14 protein-coding genes are annotated in these 13,061 nt (G+C 64.8%); 4 read left to right on the top strand and 10 right to left on the bottom strand.

What is annotated here, in order from left to right:
• Positions 1–56: 56 nt before the first annotated feature.
• The 7 genes from AC58NV_RS16445 to AC58NV_RS16415 form a co-directional block, all read right to left on the bottom strand.
• Entirely contained in the window at positions 57–2,072 is a 2,016-nt protein-coding gene (locus tag AC58NV_RS16445) for a M3 family metallopeptidase (protein WP_497228079.1), read from the bottom strand.
• A gap of 81 nt (positions 2,073–2,153) precedes the next feature.
• Positions 2,154–2,504, bottom strand: a complete 351-nt coding sequence (locus tag AC58NV_RS16440) for a hypothetical protein (protein WP_497228078.1) — start codon at positions 2,502–2,504, stop codon at positions 2,154–2,156.
• 9 nt (positions 2,505–2,513) lie between these two features.
• Positions 2,514–3,563, bottom strand: coding sequence for a HesA/MoeB/ThiF family protein (locus AC58NV_RS16435; protein WP_497228077.1), 1,050 nt, complete (start codon positions 3,561–3,563; stop codon positions 2,514–2,516).
• Positions 3,563–4,018 carry a dUTP diphosphatase gene (gene dut / locus AC58NV_RS16430; RefSeq protein WP_497228076.1) on the bottom strand — a complete coding sequence of 152 codons (456 nt, stop codon included), beginning with the start codon at positions 4,016–4,018 and terminating at the stop codon, positions 3,563–3,565. Before dut ends, AC58NV_RS16435 begins: the two co-directional genes overlap by 1 nt.
• 39 nt (positions 4,019–4,057) lie before the next feature.
• The gene (gene coaBC / locus AC58NV_RS16425; protein ID WP_497228075.1) at positions 4,058–5,254 is read right to left on the bottom strand and encodes a bifunctional phosphopantothenoylcysteine decarboxylase/phosphopantothenate--cysteine ligase CoaBC; all 1,197 of its coding nucleotides are present in this window, start codon (positions 5,252–5,254) and stop codon (positions 4,058–4,060) included.
• A 60-nt stretch (positions 5,255–5,314) separates the two neighbouring features.
• A complete protein-coding gene (locus AC58NV_RS16420; RefSeq protein ID WP_497228074.1) occupies positions 5,315–6,151 on the bottom strand; it encodes a ChaN family lipoprotein in 837 nt (278 codons plus the stop codon).
• The gene (locus AC58NV_RS16415; protein WP_366662487.1) at positions 6,148–7,026 is read right to left on the bottom strand and encodes an RNA polymerase factor sigma-32; all 879 of its coding nucleotides are present in this window, start codon (positions 7,024–7,026) and stop codon (positions 6,148–6,150) included. The genes AC58NV_RS16420 and AC58NV_RS16415 overlap by 4 nt, the downstream gene beginning before the upstream one ends.
• 274 nt (positions 7,027–7,300) lie before the next feature.
• Between AC58NV_RS16415 and cobU the strand changes: the two genes are divergently transcribed.
• From cobU to AC58NV_RS16395, 4 genes are all read left to right on the top strand, one after another.
• On the top strand, positions 7,301–7,819 hold the full coding sequence (gene cobU, locus AC58NV_RS16410; protein ID WP_497228073.1) for a bifunctional adenosylcobinamide kinase/adenosylcobinamide-phosphate guanylyltransferase: 519 nt from the start codon (positions 7,301–7,303) through the stop codon (positions 7,817–7,819).
• Entirely contained in the window at positions 7,816–8,397 is a 582-nt protein-coding gene (locus AC58NV_RS16405; RefSeq protein ID WP_497228072.1) for a histidine phosphatase family protein, read from the top strand. Before cobU ends, AC58NV_RS16405 begins: the two co-directional genes overlap by 4 nt.
• 58 nt (positions 8,398–8,455) lie before the next feature.
• A complete protein-coding gene (locus AC58NV_RS16400) occupies positions 8,456–9,139 on the top strand; it encodes a glutathione S-transferase (RefSeq protein ID WP_497228071.1) in 684 nt (227 codons plus the stop codon).
• A gap of 114 nt (positions 9,140–9,253) precedes the next feature.
• Complete coding sequence (locus AC58NV_RS16395) at positions 9,254–10,756, top strand: YifB family Mg chelatase-like AAA ATPase (protein ID WP_497228070.1); 1,503 nt, start codon at positions 9,254–9,256, stop codon at positions 10,754–10,756.
• Positions 10,757–10,776: 20 nt separating this feature from the next.
• On the opposite strand, the gene gshB is transcribed toward AC58NV_RS16395, so the two are convergent.
• From gshB to rsmI, 3 genes are all read right to left on the bottom strand, one after another.
• The gene (gshB, locus tag AC58NV_RS16390; RefSeq protein WP_497228069.1) at positions 10,777–11,709 is read right to left on the bottom strand and encodes a glutathione synthase; all 933 of its coding nucleotides are present in this window, start codon (positions 11,707–11,709) and stop codon (positions 10,777–10,779) included.
• Positions 11,710–11,780: 71 nt separating this feature from the next.
• The gene (locus tag AC58NV_RS16385; RefSeq protein WP_497228068.1) at positions 11,781–12,155 is read right to left on the bottom strand and encodes a YraN family protein; all 375 of its coding nucleotides are present in this window, start codon (positions 12,153–12,155) and stop codon (positions 11,781–11,783) included.
• Positions 12,156–12,158: 3 nt separating this feature from the next.
• Positions 12,159–13,016, bottom strand: a complete 858-nt coding sequence (rsmI, locus tag AC58NV_RS16380; RefSeq protein ID WP_497228067.1) for a 16S rRNA (cytidine(1402)-2'-O)-methyltransferase — start codon at positions 13,014–13,016, stop codon at positions 12,159–12,161.
• Positions 13,017–13,061 lie beyond the last annotated feature (45 nt).

The raw sequence follows: 13,061 nt of genomic DNA, 5'->3' as shown, positions 1-13,061 counted from the left end.
CTTTCATCTTTCCCAAAATACTTCTGCCGGAGGCAGCGCCCGCAAGGGCGCTTTCCTCATTCCGCAGCCAGACCGCGGCCTTTCAGCAGCGCTTCCACGCCCGGCAGCCGCCCGCGGAAGGCGGAGTAGAGCTCCGCCGGGTCCGCAGAGCCGCCGGTCGACAGGATATGCTCCTCCAGCGCCTTGGCACGCTCGGCGACAAAGGCCCCGCCGGCCTCCTCAAAGGCGGCGAAGGCATCGGCGTCCATCACCTCTGACCACATGTAACTGTAGTAGCCGGAGGAATAGCCGTCGCCGGAAAACACATGCGCGAAATGCGGCGTGGCATGGCGCATGATAATCGCGCTCGGCATGCCGATGTCTTCCAGTACCTTGGCCTGCTTTGCCATCGGGTCAGCAGGCGCCGGACCATCGTGGAAGGCCAGGTCCACCAGGGCCGAGGCCACATATTCCACCGTTTGAAAGCCCATGTCGAAATTGGACGCGCCCAGCACTTTCTCCAGCATCTCCTGCGGCATCGGCTCGCCGGTCTCCGCGTGGGTGGCAAACTCCTGCAGCACCTCCGGCACTTCCAGCCAGTGTTCATACAATTGGCTGGGCAGCTCCACGAAGTCGCGCGCCACCGAGGTGCCGGAGATGCTCTCGTAAGTCACATCCGACAGCATCTGATGCAGCGCGTGGCCGAACTCATGGAACAGGGTGCGGGCGTCGTCCCAGGACAGCAGCGCCGGATCGCCCTTGGCGAAATTGCAGACGTTGATCACCACCGGCGCCTGCACGTCCGGGAACTTGGCCTGCTGCCGCATGGCTGAGCACCAGGCGCCGGAGCGTTTGGAGCCGCGTGCAAAATAGTCACCGATGAACACTGCCACATGGCTCCCGTTCCGGGTCACCTCCCAGGCGCGGCAGTCGGGGTGGTAAAGCGGCACATCCAGCGGCGCGAACTCCAGCCCGAACAGGCGGCTGGCGCAGGCAAAAGACGCCTCGATCAGCCGGTCCAGCTGCAGGTAGGGCTTCAGCGCAGCCTCATCCAGGTCATGCTCTGCCTTGCGGCGTTTTTCGGCGTAGTAGCGCCAGTCCCAGGGTTCCAGATCGCCGTTGACACCGTCCGCCTGCATCATTTCAGTCAGGATCTGCGCGTCCTGATCAGCGCGCGACTTGGCGGCTTCCCAGACCTCCATCAGCAGCCCGCGGACTGCCTCCGGCGTCTTGGCCATTTCGGTTTCCAGTTTATAGGCTGCGAAGTTTTCGTAGCCCAACAGCTGCGCGCGTTCTTCACGCAGCTGCAGGATTTCCGCCGCAATGGCGCGGTTGTCGGTCCCGCCGCCATTGGCGCCGCGGGCGGCCCAGGCGTTAAAGGCTATCTCGCGCAGGTCACGGCGGGGCGAAAATTGCAGGAACGGCGTGATCAGAGAGCGCGACAGGGTGACAACCGGGCCATCCTTGCCCTTTTCCTCGCCTGCCGCCCGCGCCGCCTTGACCACAAACTCCGGTAGGCCTTCCAGATCGTCCTCCGAGAGTTCCATGAACCAGTCTCGTTCATCGGCCAGCAAGTTCTGGGTGAACTGGGTGCCCAAGGTGGCAAGCCGCCCCTTGATCTCCTGCATTCGGGTGTCGGCCTCACCTTCCAGCGCCGCGCCGCCGCGGACAAAACCGCGGTGGGTCAGCATCAGCACCCGCTGCTGTTCGTTGGTCAGGTCCAACTCCGCGCGCAGGTCCCACACCGCCTTGACCCGGGCATAAAGCGCCTTGTTGGCGGTGATTGCCGAGAAATGTGCCGCGAGTTTCGGAGAAAACTCCCGCTGCAGCTCCTCCCGCTTGGGATTGCTGTCGGCGCCGGCCACAGAGAAGAACACGCCCAGCACCTGCTCCAGCTCGCGGCAAGGGGCTTCCAGCGCCTCGATCACATTGGCAAAGCCGGGCGGCTCGGAGCTGTTGGCGATAGCCTCGATCTGGGCGCGGTGCGCCGCCAGCGCCTGTTCCAGCGCGGGGGCGAAATCTTCATCGGAAATGCTGTTGAACGGGGCAATTTCAAACGGCGTGTCCCAGCGGGACAGAAGCGGATTGGACATATGAGAGGTCTCCTTTGCAGGCGACGCTAGCGGCAAAGACAGGGAGCTGCAATTGACCTTTCCTTGCGCGGCACCGGCACCTCAGCCGCCCGCCCCGTCACCCTCCGTCAGCTCTGCCGGAATGATGCGGATGGGCACATCCGCCACATTGGCCGCCCGCGCGATGCGCCATTCGAAGCGGCCCATTTTGCCATCAGTATCGATCAGCACGACCACCGGCTCCTTGCCGGTCACCTCGGCCGCAAACAGCGCCTGCTGGATGCTGTCGAGGCTGCTGCGCTTATCCAGCCCGAACTCGATGACCCGGTTTCCGTTCTCGCAATCGGTGCGGATGGAGGCCGCGCCACCGGGATAAGTGAAATCATGCACCTGTTCCGGCTGGCCGCCGAACAGGGCGCCGCAAAGCAGTGCGATGTAATGGGCTTCGTTCACTGGCAGGGATCAGCTTTCCACGCTGCTGCCACAGGCCGGGCACCCCTCCTGCCGGGACAGGCGGATCTTGCGGGTTTCACCGTACAGCCCGTCATAAATCAGCATCTCGCCCCGCAGCACCGCTCCGGCACCGGTGATCTGCTTGATGGCTTCCACCGCCATCATCGAGCCGACCACGCCGGGCAGCGGGCCGATCACCCCGGCCTCCGAACAGCTGGGCGCAAGACCGGCCGCGGGCGCCTCCGGGAAGATGCACTGGTAACAGGGGCCTTCTTCGGCCGGGTGGAACACGCTCAGTTGGCCCTCCCACTGCGACAGCGCACCGGAGATCAGCGGCTTGCCCAGCGCCACCGCGGTGCGGTTGGCCAGATAGCGGGTACCGAAATTGTCGGTGCCATCGAGGATCAGGTCATATTCGGCAAACAGCTCCGACGCGATCTCGTCGGTCAGGCGGCGGTTGTACGGGCGCACCTCCACGTAGGGGTTTTGTGCCTGCATCGCGGCCTGGGCCGAGAACACCTTGGGCTTGCCAATGTCCGCGTCCCGGTGGATCACCTGGCGCTGCAGGTTGGCATTGTCGACCGCGTCGTCGTCGATCACCCCGATGGTGCCCACACCGGCGGCCGCGAGGTATTGCAGCGCAGGCGCCCCCAGCCCGCCGGCGCCGATCACCAGCACCTTGGCGTTCTTCAGCTTTTTCTGCCCCGGACCGCCCAATTCCCGCAGGACGATATGGCGGGCGTAGCGGTCAAGCTCGCTTTCGGTGAAGGTGCTGGCGGGTTGGTTCATCTCGGCTTCCTGGGGCTTGGCACGGGTCTTCAGAGCGGCCACGATACGCGCATAAAACCCGGCCACAAGGGCAAAGCCGCCCAGCATCAGCCAGGGCGCCACGGATCCGCCAGTGCCTTCGCGCAAGGGGTGCCCGTCCGGCAGGGTCAGCTGCACCGCCAGCACGGCAGTGAACAGAACAGCCAGCAGGCCAATACGCAGATTGCGCGGCAGGCCAAGAAAGCGTCCGCCCCACCAGATCAGCGCCGCCAGGACCAGGATCCGCAGCATCAGCCGCGCCCTGTGGAGCCGAAGCCACCGCCGCCGCGGCTGGTTTCTGAAAGCGCATCGGCAAGCTCGAAACGGGCTTGCAGCACCGGCGCCACCACCATCTGGGCGATACGCTCGCCGTGGTGGATCTCGAAAGGTTTGTCACCTGCGTTCAGCAGGATCACCCCCAACGGACCGCGGTAGTCGCTGTCAATTGTACCGGGCGTGTTTGGCAGGGTGATCCCATGCTTCAACGCCAGGCCGGAGCGCGGCCGGATCTGCACCTCATAGCCCGCCGGGATCTCGATCCGCAGCCCGGTTGGCACCAGCGCCCGCGCGCCCGGCTGCAGCACCAGGCATCCTCGGTCCGGCAGGTTGGCGCGTACATCGGCACCCGCTGCACCGGCGGTTTCATATGATGGCAGCGGCACATCCCGGTCCGCCCCCTCATCGTGGATCACACGGATAGTCACCATCACAGCGCCCCTGCTTCTTCTTTGTTCAAATACTCAAATTCACCCGGCCAGCGCAGCCGCGATCCGGTCTGCCAGCCTGCGGGCAACCTCATCCTTGCCCATGCGCGGCCATTCCTCGGCCCCTTTGTCAGAGATCAGGATCACCGCGTTTTCGCTTCCGCCCATGATGCCGGTTGCAGGCGAGACATCATTTGCCACAATCCAGTCGCAGCCCTTGCGCTTACGCTTGGCAGTGGCGTTTTCCACTACATCGTTGGTCTCGGCTGCAAAACCTACCACCAATCCGGGGCGGCTGTTTTTCATCTGCGAGACGGTCTTCAGAATGTCCGGGTTCTCGGCAAATTCCAGCACCGGCAGCCCGTCCTTGGATTTTTTCAGCTTCCGGTCAGAGGCGCTGGCCACCCGCCAGTCCGCCACCGCGGCGGCAAAAACCCCCGCATCGGCCGGCAAAGCTGCCTGCACCGCGGCCTCCATCTCGCGGGCGCTTTCCACCGGCACCACCTGCACCCCCTCGGGGGGGCGGACTTCTGCCGGTCCCGTGATGAACACCACGTCCGCTCCCTGATCGCGCAAAGCACGGGCCACCGCTGCTCCCTGCGCCCCGGAGGAGCGGTTGGCGATGTAGCGCACCGGGTCGATCGGCTCATGCGTCGGGCCGGAGGTCACCAGGATGCGCTTCCCCTTCAGCGGGCCGTCCGCGAGCCTGGCTGCAATCGCCGCGAGGATCTCGTCCGGTTCCGCCATCCGGCCGGGTCCGAATTCACCGCAGGCCATGCTGCCCTCGTTGGGGCCCGCAAAGGACACACCGTCCGCTTTCAGGGTTTCAAGATTGCGCCGCGTCGCCGGGTGATCCCACATGCGGACATTCATCGCGGGCGCCAGCAGCACCGGCGTATCGGTGGCCAGCAGCAGGGTCGAGGCGAGGTCGTTAGCATGACCTTGCGCCATTTTCGCCATCAGATCAGCGGTGGCCGGCGCCACCACCAGCAGATCGGCGCTGCGCGACAGCTGGATATGGCCCATCTCGGCCTCTGCCGTCAGGTCGAAAAGCTCCTGATGCACAGGTGTTCCCGCCAGGGCTGAGACCGACAGCGGCGTTACAAACTCAGCACCGGACTTGGTCAGCACCGGCGTTACCCGCGCGCCCTGATCCTGCAGCCGGCGGATCAGCTCCAGCGACTTATAGGCCGCAATGCCGCCGCCGATGATCAATAGAATATGTTTGCCAGCCAGCATTTGCGCATCCTCGCCCGGTTTCCCGCGACCTTACTGCGGCGCGGCACAAGAGTGAAGCAGTCAGCCGTCCGTGCGGAAGGCAAGGCAGGGATCAGGCCGGTCAACAGGCGGCGCATCCAGCACCAGATCAAACTGCCCGCTGATCTGCCCGTCCTCGGACTGGCCCAGACTGCGGATCACCGCACCGGGACGGGCCTTTGCCAGGTAGACGGCCAGCCCCCGGTCCATGCGGGCGTGGCCGTTGCCGGTGATCACCGCTACCGGCCCGCCCGTGTCAGCAAGCGCCCTGTCTGCTGCGGCTGCAAGTGTTGCATCCCGCAAGCGCTGAAAATCCACCAGTACCTGCAGCATGTCTTCAGGCATGGCGTTGCAGTGATTGGCCTGCTGATCCGCCTCCCGCGCCGCCTGTTCTTTCTCCGGCAGCGGCTGGTCCAGGCCAAAGCGGGCAGAGGGCTCCGCCCCGAAATAGGCAGCCGCACCCTGTTCCAAGGCTTCGGCCGCCTTGTTCCGCGGAACCAGCGCGCCGTACTGCCGCGCGCCCTTGGCCGCCGCAAAGACCGGTGCATATAGGGCAAACTCCGGCCAGCCGCTGTCGGCCCAGTCCAGCTGGCTTGCCGTCTGCTCTGCGTCGGCAAGCGCATCCGGATCCAGCATTGCGGCCTGCTTTGCCGTGATCATTTCCCAGACCACGGCCTTGGGCTCAAGCGCAGCCAGCAGCGCAGCCTGCCGCAAGTGGTGGTCGGCGTTGTCATGCACTTCGCCAAGGATCACCACATCAGCGCCGCGCAGCGCGTCCGCTGCGGCGGACACCGCATCCGCACGGGCGCCAGACAGGCCAAGCGCCGCCAGAGCGGCGGCGCTTGCCATGATCTTCAGGAGGCTGATCCGCTTTCTCATGAAAGCAGTTTGTGCACCTCGCGCGATTGGCCTTCAAGGCACTTGCGCATTTTCTGGAACGCTCCGGCCTCCAGCTGCCGCACCCGCTCCTTGGACAGGCCGAGTTCCGTGCCCAGGCTTTCCAGTGTGCGGGGCCGTTCGCGCAGCTTGCGCTCGGTGATGATGAACCGCTCGCGCTCATTCAGAGCCTGCAGCGCCGAGACCAGCCACTTGCGCAGCTGGCGGCGGTCGTGCCGCTCCTGCACCAGCTCTTCGGCCTGCGAGGTTTCATCCTCCAGCGCGTCAATCCATTCGCGCCCCTCTTCATCCGCGGACTGGATCGCATTGAGCGAGAAGTCGGCACCGGACAGGCGCCCCTCCATCATCTCGACGTCCCGCAGCGGCACTCCGATTTCGGTGGCGATTTTCTGGTGCAGCTGATGCCGGTCCAGCCGCACACCCGACGCGCGGGCCTCGCGCTCGAACTGCGCCTGCACCCGGCGCATGTTGAAGAACAGCGATTTCTGCGACGAGGTGGAACCGGTGCGGACCATCGACCAGTTGCGCATCACGTAATCCTGGATCGATGCCTTGATCCACCAGACCGCATAGGTCGAGAAGCGCACCCCGCGGTCCGGGTCAAATTTATCCGCTGCCTTCATCAGACCCAGGCCTGCTTCCTGGATCAGGTCGTTCATCGGCGCCCCGTACCGCTTGAACTTGGCGGCCATGGAAATAGCCAGGCGCATATAGGCGTTAATGAGCCGGTGCAGCGACTGCACGTCGCGGTCATCCCGCCAGGCATAGGCCAGGCGCCGCTCGGTCTCTGCATCCAGCAGTTCCGCCTTCATTGCCTGTCTCGGCAATGGGTTTTCAACTGTTTGATCAAGTGCCATGTGTTTTCCCCCCGGAAACTAATTAACAAACTGCCGCCTGGGGGCGTGCTTGGAACAATCGGGGGCCCGGTTTTCATAGGCTGCAGCAACAGCGCACAGGATGCGACTTTCGGCTCATCCAAAGGCCAAAACGGAAAAGTTAAATTGTATCTTGGCCCCTGCGCAGTCAAATCCGGCCTTAATAAGTGGAACCCCGGAACGCTGCGGTCTCTTGTCTTCACCGGGCCCTGCAGTTACCCACAGGAACGGCTTCGGACTCATAGGTTAGCAAAAAATGCCGTCAAATGTAACTTTTATTCTGGGGGGCGCCGCCTCAGGGAAGTCGGCATTTGCCGAGCAGCTGTGCGTAAACACCGGAAAAGATAAGGTTTACTGGGCAACAGCACAGATTTTTGACGCCGAAATGCGCGATAAAGTGTCTCGGCACCTAGAACAAAGGGGCGCTGGCTGGGCGACTTTTGAAGAACCGGAAACAGCCGCGCAAGTGCTGGATCCGCTCACCTCCGCCCAGATTTGCCTGATGGACTGTGCCACGATGTGGCTGACCAACCACCTGCTGGCCGAACATGATCTGGAAACGGCACAGGACGAGCTGCTGTCAGCCATCGGCCGCTGTCAGGCGGATCTGGTGATTGTCTCCAATGAAACCGGGCTTGGCATTGTGCCGGAAAACAAGCTGGCCCGCCGCTTCCGCGAGGCGCAGGGGCGGCTCAATATTGCCTTGGCCGCGCGGGCGGATACCGTGGTTCAGGTGACGGCCGGGCTGCCCCTGGTCCTGAAGGGGGCACTGTGAACACCCGGCTGTTTCTGGTGCGGCACGGGCCGACCCACGCGAAATGCATGGTCGGCTGGTCCGACCTGCCTGCGGATCTGTCCGACACGGCGGCCTTGAATCGCCTCTCGGAATACCTGCCTGCCGGGGCGCTGGTAGTGTCCTCCGACCTGTCCCGCGCAGCAGAAACCGCCAGCGCCATCCAAGGCCACCGGGACCGGCTGCCGCATGACGAGGCCCTGCGCGAGATCCACTTCGGCGCCTGGGAGCTGCGGACCTGGGCAGAGGTCGACGCCGAAGACCCGGAGCGCATCCGCGCCTATTGGGAAACGCCGGGGGATGTGACTCCCCCGGGCGGAGAAAGCTGGCATCAGGTTTGCGCGCGGGTGAACGCAGCCATTGACAGGCTGATCGCAACCCACCGGGGCTGCGACCTGATCGTGGTCGGCCATTTCGGCCAGATCCTGACCCAGATCCAGAGGGCGGAATTGCTGACCGCGGAAGAGGCCTTTGCCCACCGGATCGACAACCTGTCGGTCAGCGAAATCTCCTATGGGCCGAATGGCTGGCAGGCCGGGGTGATTAATCACCTGCCGTGACGGGTGCCATCACAAACATTCCATTTTGAAATAGGGCGCCCCGCGCTAGCCTCCTGCCATGGCTTATAAAATCTATATTGGCGACCGCATGTATTCCAGCTGGTCATTGCGCGGCTGGCTCATGCTCGAAAAATTCTCCCTGCCCCATAACGTGCATATGGTGGGGCTTTATTCCGGAACCATGGCGCAGGAAATGGCGCATCTGGCCCCGGCGCGGCTGGTGCCGGCGCTGCGCACGCCGGAAGGCTTGGTGGTCGGCGAAAGCCTGGCCATTGCCGAAACCCTGGCCGAACGCCACCCGGAGGCGGGGCTGTGGCCGGCCGATCCGGCACAGCGTGCCACGGCACGCTGGCTGGCGGCGGAAATGGTCGGCGGCTTCTCTGCCTTGCGCGGTGAATGCCCGATGCAGCTGGCCCATATCTATGAAGGCTTCGAGGTGTCGCGCGGTGTTAAGGCCGACCTGGAGCGGATCGAGGCACTGTTTGCCCACGCCCGCAAGATCTCCGGCCGCAGCAGCGGTTACCTGTTCGGGGACTATTCTCTGGCAGAGGTGTTCTATACCCCGGTTGCGGCCCGGATCGTGGGATACGGCCTGCCGGTCTCTGAGGAGACCCGCGCCTATTGCAAGCTGCTGCTGTCCGACCCGGCAGTTCTGAAGTGGCAAGCACTGGCGCATGAGGTCAGCTACGACCCGGAACCCTATGCGATGGACTTGCCGAAGCGGCCCTGGTCGCTGGGCTGAACTGGCGGCCTGCGCGAAATCTGCGTGAATTCGCCGCTGGCCGTCCGCATGTTAACCAATCGGAAACCACGATTGCCAAGCCTTTCCCCCTGACCTTTCAGGAAGCGGGGAGAGATGACAGCACGGTCTTACACGGTGGCTTTTCAGGGCGTCGAGGCCCGCCAGGTCGAGGTGCAATGCGCCGTCGCGCCCGGACTGCCCGCCTTCTCGGTCGTCGGTCTGCCGGACAAGGCGGTTCAGGAAGCGCGCGAGCGGGTAAGGGCAGCTTTTGCTGCCATGTCCATCGCCCTGCCCTCGCGCCGGATCACCATTAACCTGTCGCCCGCGGACCTGCCCAAGGAGGGCAGCCATTTCGACCTGCCGATTGCGCTCGCCTTGCTGGCCGCCATCGGCATCGTCCCGGCGGAGAAGGCAGAGGAAACCATCGCCCTGGGAGAACTCTCTCTGGACGGGCAGCTGATGCCCGTGGCCGGTGCCCTGCCCGCAGCGGTCACAGCAGCGGAGGAAGGCCGGATGCTGCTCTGCCCGAAACCCTCAGGGCCGGAGGCCGCCTGGGTCGATGCGGCCCAGGTGATCGGTGCCGCCACCCTGACCGAGGTGGTGCAGCATTTCACCGGCCAGCGGCGTATCGAACCCGCCGCGCCGGGCGAGGCCGTCAGCGGGCTGGGCGGCAAGGACCTGCGTGATGTGAAAGGGCAGGAATCCGCCAAGCGGGCGCTGGAGATCGCCGCCGCCGGTCGCCACCACATGCTGATGGTCGGACCGCCGGGTTCCGGTAAGTCGATGCTGGCGGCTCGACTGCCCTCGATCCTGCCGCCGCTGTCACCCGCGGAAGCTCTGGAGACCTCAATGATCCATTCCCTGTGCGGTTTGATCGACGAGGGCGGCATCAGCCGCGCCCGCCCCTTCCGCGAACCGCACCACACTGCATCCATGGCGGCCATTGCGGGCGGCGGACGGCGGGCACAGCCGGGAGAGATCAGCCTGGCTCACAACGGCGTGCTGTTCCTGGACGAACTGCCGGAATTCGGCCGCCCGGTGCTGGAAACCCTGCGCCAGCCGCTGGAAACCGGCGAGGTGATGGTGGCGCGTGCCAATGCCCATGTGAAATATCCCAGCCGTTTCATGCTGGTGGCCGCCGCCAACCCCTGTAAATGCGGCTATCTGGCGGATGCCAACCGGGCCTGTTCGCGGGCGCCAATCTGCGGCGCAGATTACCTGGGCCGAATCTCCGGCCCGCTGCTGGACCGCTTCGATCTGCATCTGGACGTGCCGCCGGTGGATGTGGCCGACCTTGAGCTGCCGCCCAGCGCCGAAGGTTCCGCCGAAGTTGCCCAGCGGGTGGCGATTGCGCGGGAAACGCAGAGCGCCCGGTTCCGCGATCACCCCGGGCTGCGCCAGAACGCCGATGCCGAAGGCGCGTTGCTGGAGGAGCTCGCCGCCCCGGACGCCGAAAGCCGCGATCTGCTGGTCCGCGCTGCCGAACGCTTCGGCCTCAGCGCGCGCGGTTACCACCGGGTGCTGCGGGTCGCGCGCACCATCGCGGATCTGGCCTGCCAAGATGAGGTTCAGCGCCCGCATTTCGCCGAAGCGCTGAGCTTCCGGCTGCCCGACTGAACCAGGCTTCGCCATCAGCCTCAGAGGTTGGCTTCGATCGCCTGCCAGATCTTTTCGGCGATGTTCACCCCGTCGAAGCGCTCCAGCTCCTGAATGCCGGTGGGCGAAGTCACGTTGATCTCGGTCAGGTAGTCGCCGATCACATCGATGCCGACGAAGACCTGGCCCTTTTCCCGCAGCAGCGGGCCGATGGCAGCGCAGATTTCCAGATCGCGCTCGGTCAGGCCAACTTTCTCAGGCCGCCCTCCTGCATGCATGTTCGAGCGGGTCTCGCCCGCGGCAGGCACCCGGTTGATGGCGCCAACGGCTTCGCCATCGACCAGGATAATGCGCTTGTCACCGTTGCTGACGTCCGGCAGGAACTTCTGCACGATCAGCGGCTCACGGCTGAAGCCAGTGAACAACTCGTGCAATGCGGTCAGGTTGCGGTCGCCGTGGTCGAGCCGGAACACCCCTGCACCGCCATTTCCGTAAAGCGGCTTCAGGATGATGTCGCCGTGCTTTTCCTTGAACGCCTTGATGGTTGCCAGGTCGCGCGCAATCGCCGTCGGCGGGGTCAGATCCGGGAAATCCAGCACCAGCAGCTTTTCCGGGTAGTTGCGCACCCAGAAGGGATCATTCACCACCAGCGTCCGCCCCTTGAGCCGGTCCAGGAGGTGCGTCGAAGTGATGTAATGCATATCAAAGGGCGGATCCTGGCGCAGCCAGACCACATCGAAAGCGCCGAGGTCCACCTCCCGTTCCGGACCCAGCACCGCCGGAACGCCCGCCACGCGCTGCACGGTCATGTCGTGGCCGCGGGCGGTGACATGGCCCTCCTGATAGGCCAGGTGGTCCGGCGTGTAGAAGAACAGCTCGTGGCCGCGCGCCTGGGCTTCCTCGGCCAGGCGGAAGCTGCTGTCCGCATTGATGTCCACGCCCATGACCGGGTCCATCTGAAAGGCGATCTTCATGGCAGTATCCCTTGTAAACTGGCCAAATACATGGCCCACCCTGCCCCGGGGTTCAATGGGTCAGGCGCGGTTCAGTCCATCCCGAAAGCGTTTTCGATGATTTCCACGGCGCCGGTTCTGTCGACCAGCGCCGCGTCAAACCTGACCGGCGTCAGCTGGCCCTGCGGTTCGCTCTCCAGATACTGCCCGGCACTGGCATAGATCCGTTCCGCCTGCCGCGGTGTGATGCGCAGGGCCGCAGCGGCACTGGTGGTGCTGTGCTTCACCTCCACAAACACCAGCCCGTCCGGACTGCGCAGGATCAGGTCGATCTCGCCGCCTGCCCCGCGCCAGCGGCGCTCGGCCACGGTGTAACCGCGGTTTTCATAGTGCCGCGCAACGATCTCCTCCGCCGCCTCACCGGCCAGATGGGCGCGGGTGCCGCGGTGCTGGCGGGCGCGGGTCACGGTTCAGCTGTCCTTCGCCAGCTGCAAGGCCAGCTGGTAGACCTTGCGCCGGGGCAGCCCGTGCATCTCCGCGACGATCCCGGCGGCGTCTTTGACCGAGTTGCCTTGCAAGGCGGCCTGCAGGTCGCTTTCCAGATCGCCCTCGCTGACTTCCGCCTCCTGGGCGCGGTCGACCAGCAGCACAATCTCGCCCTTGACCGGGTTCTCCTCCAGCCCGGCAGCCAGTTCCGTCAGCGAAGCCCGGCGCACCTCCTCGAATTTCTTGGTCAGTTCCCGGCACATGGCCGCCGGGCGGTTGCCCAGCACCGCTGCCATGTCGGCAACCGAGGCGGCAACCCGCTTGGGCGATTCATAGAAAATCAGCGTGCCGGGAATTTCCCGCAGTTCCTCCAGCCGTTTGCGCCGGGCGCCGGAGGCATTGGGCAGGAAACCCGCAAAGAAAAACGCATCCGTTGGCAGCCCGGCCAGCGTCAGCGCCGTGGCCGCTGCCGAGGCACCGGGGGCGCAAGTCACCGTATGGCCCGCCTCCGCCGCCGCGCGACTGAGGTCAAACCCGGGATCGGCAATCAGCGGCATCCCGGCCTCGGACGCATAGGCAACCGATTTCCCCTCGCCAATCGCCTCCAGCAGTTTGGCCCGCGCCCCGGTGCCGCTGTGGTCGTGGTAGGCGATGATCCGCCGCCCGCCCAGCGGCACGCCGTGAATCTCCATCAGCTTGCGCAGCGAGCGTGTATCCTCAGCCGCAAGCACATCGGCCGAAGCCAGAATATCCAGCGCCCGCAGGGTAATGTCGCGGGCGGTGCCGATCGGCGTGGCAACAAAGTAAAGCCCGGGGGACAATATGACATTCTGGTGATTCAACGCTGGACCCGCCTTTTTGGTCGTTTATGATCCGCCCTTAAACCC

Source organism: Leisingera sp. ANG49, from assembly GCF_059694505.1.
The sequence above is the reverse complement of the archived record's forward strand: the minus strand, read 5'-3'. Positions and strand labels throughout refer to the sequence as shown.

Excerpts from the sequence above, each read along its gene's own strand:
- AC58NV_RS16445 (WP_497228079.1), bottom strand. The coding sequence starts at position 2,072 with ATGTCCAATCCGCTTCTGTCCCGCTGGGACACGCCGTTTGAAATTGCC.
- AC58NV_RS16435 (WP_497228077.1), bottom strand. The coding sequence starts at position 3,563 with ATGCTGCGGATCCTGGTCCTGGCGGCGCTGATCTGGTGGGGCGGACGC.
- dut (WP_497228076.1), bottom strand. The coding sequence starts at position 4,018 with ATGGTGACTATCCGTGTGATCCACGATGAGGGGGCGGACCGGGATGTG.
- coaBC (WP_497228075.1), bottom strand. The coding sequence starts at position 5,254 with ATGCTGGCTGGCAAACATATTCTATTGATCATCGGCGGCGGCATTGCG.
- AC58NV_RS16420 (WP_497228074.1), bottom strand. The coding sequence starts at position 6,151 with ATGAGAAAGCGGATCAGCCTCCTGAAGATCATGGCAAGCGCCGCCGCT.
- AC58NV_RS16415 (WP_366662487.1), bottom strand. The coding sequence starts at position 7,026 with ATGGCACTTGATCAAACAGTTGAAAACCCATTGCCGAGACAGGCAATG.
- cobU (WP_497228073.1), top strand. The coding sequence starts at position 7,301 with ATGCCGTCAAATGTAACTTTTATTCTGGGGGGCGCCGCCTCAGGGAAG.
- AC58NV_RS16400 (WP_497228071.1), top strand. The coding sequence starts at position 8,456 with ATGGCTTATAAAATCTATATTGGCGACCGCATGTATTCCAGCTGGTCA.
- AC58NV_RS16395 (WP_497228070.1), top strand. The coding sequence starts at position 9,254 with ATGACAGCACGGTCTTACACGGTGGCTTTTCAGGGCGTCGAGGCCCGC.
- gshB (WP_497228069.1), bottom strand. The coding sequence starts at position 11,709 with ATGAAGATCGCCTTTCAGATGGACCCGGTCATGGGCGTGGACATCAAT.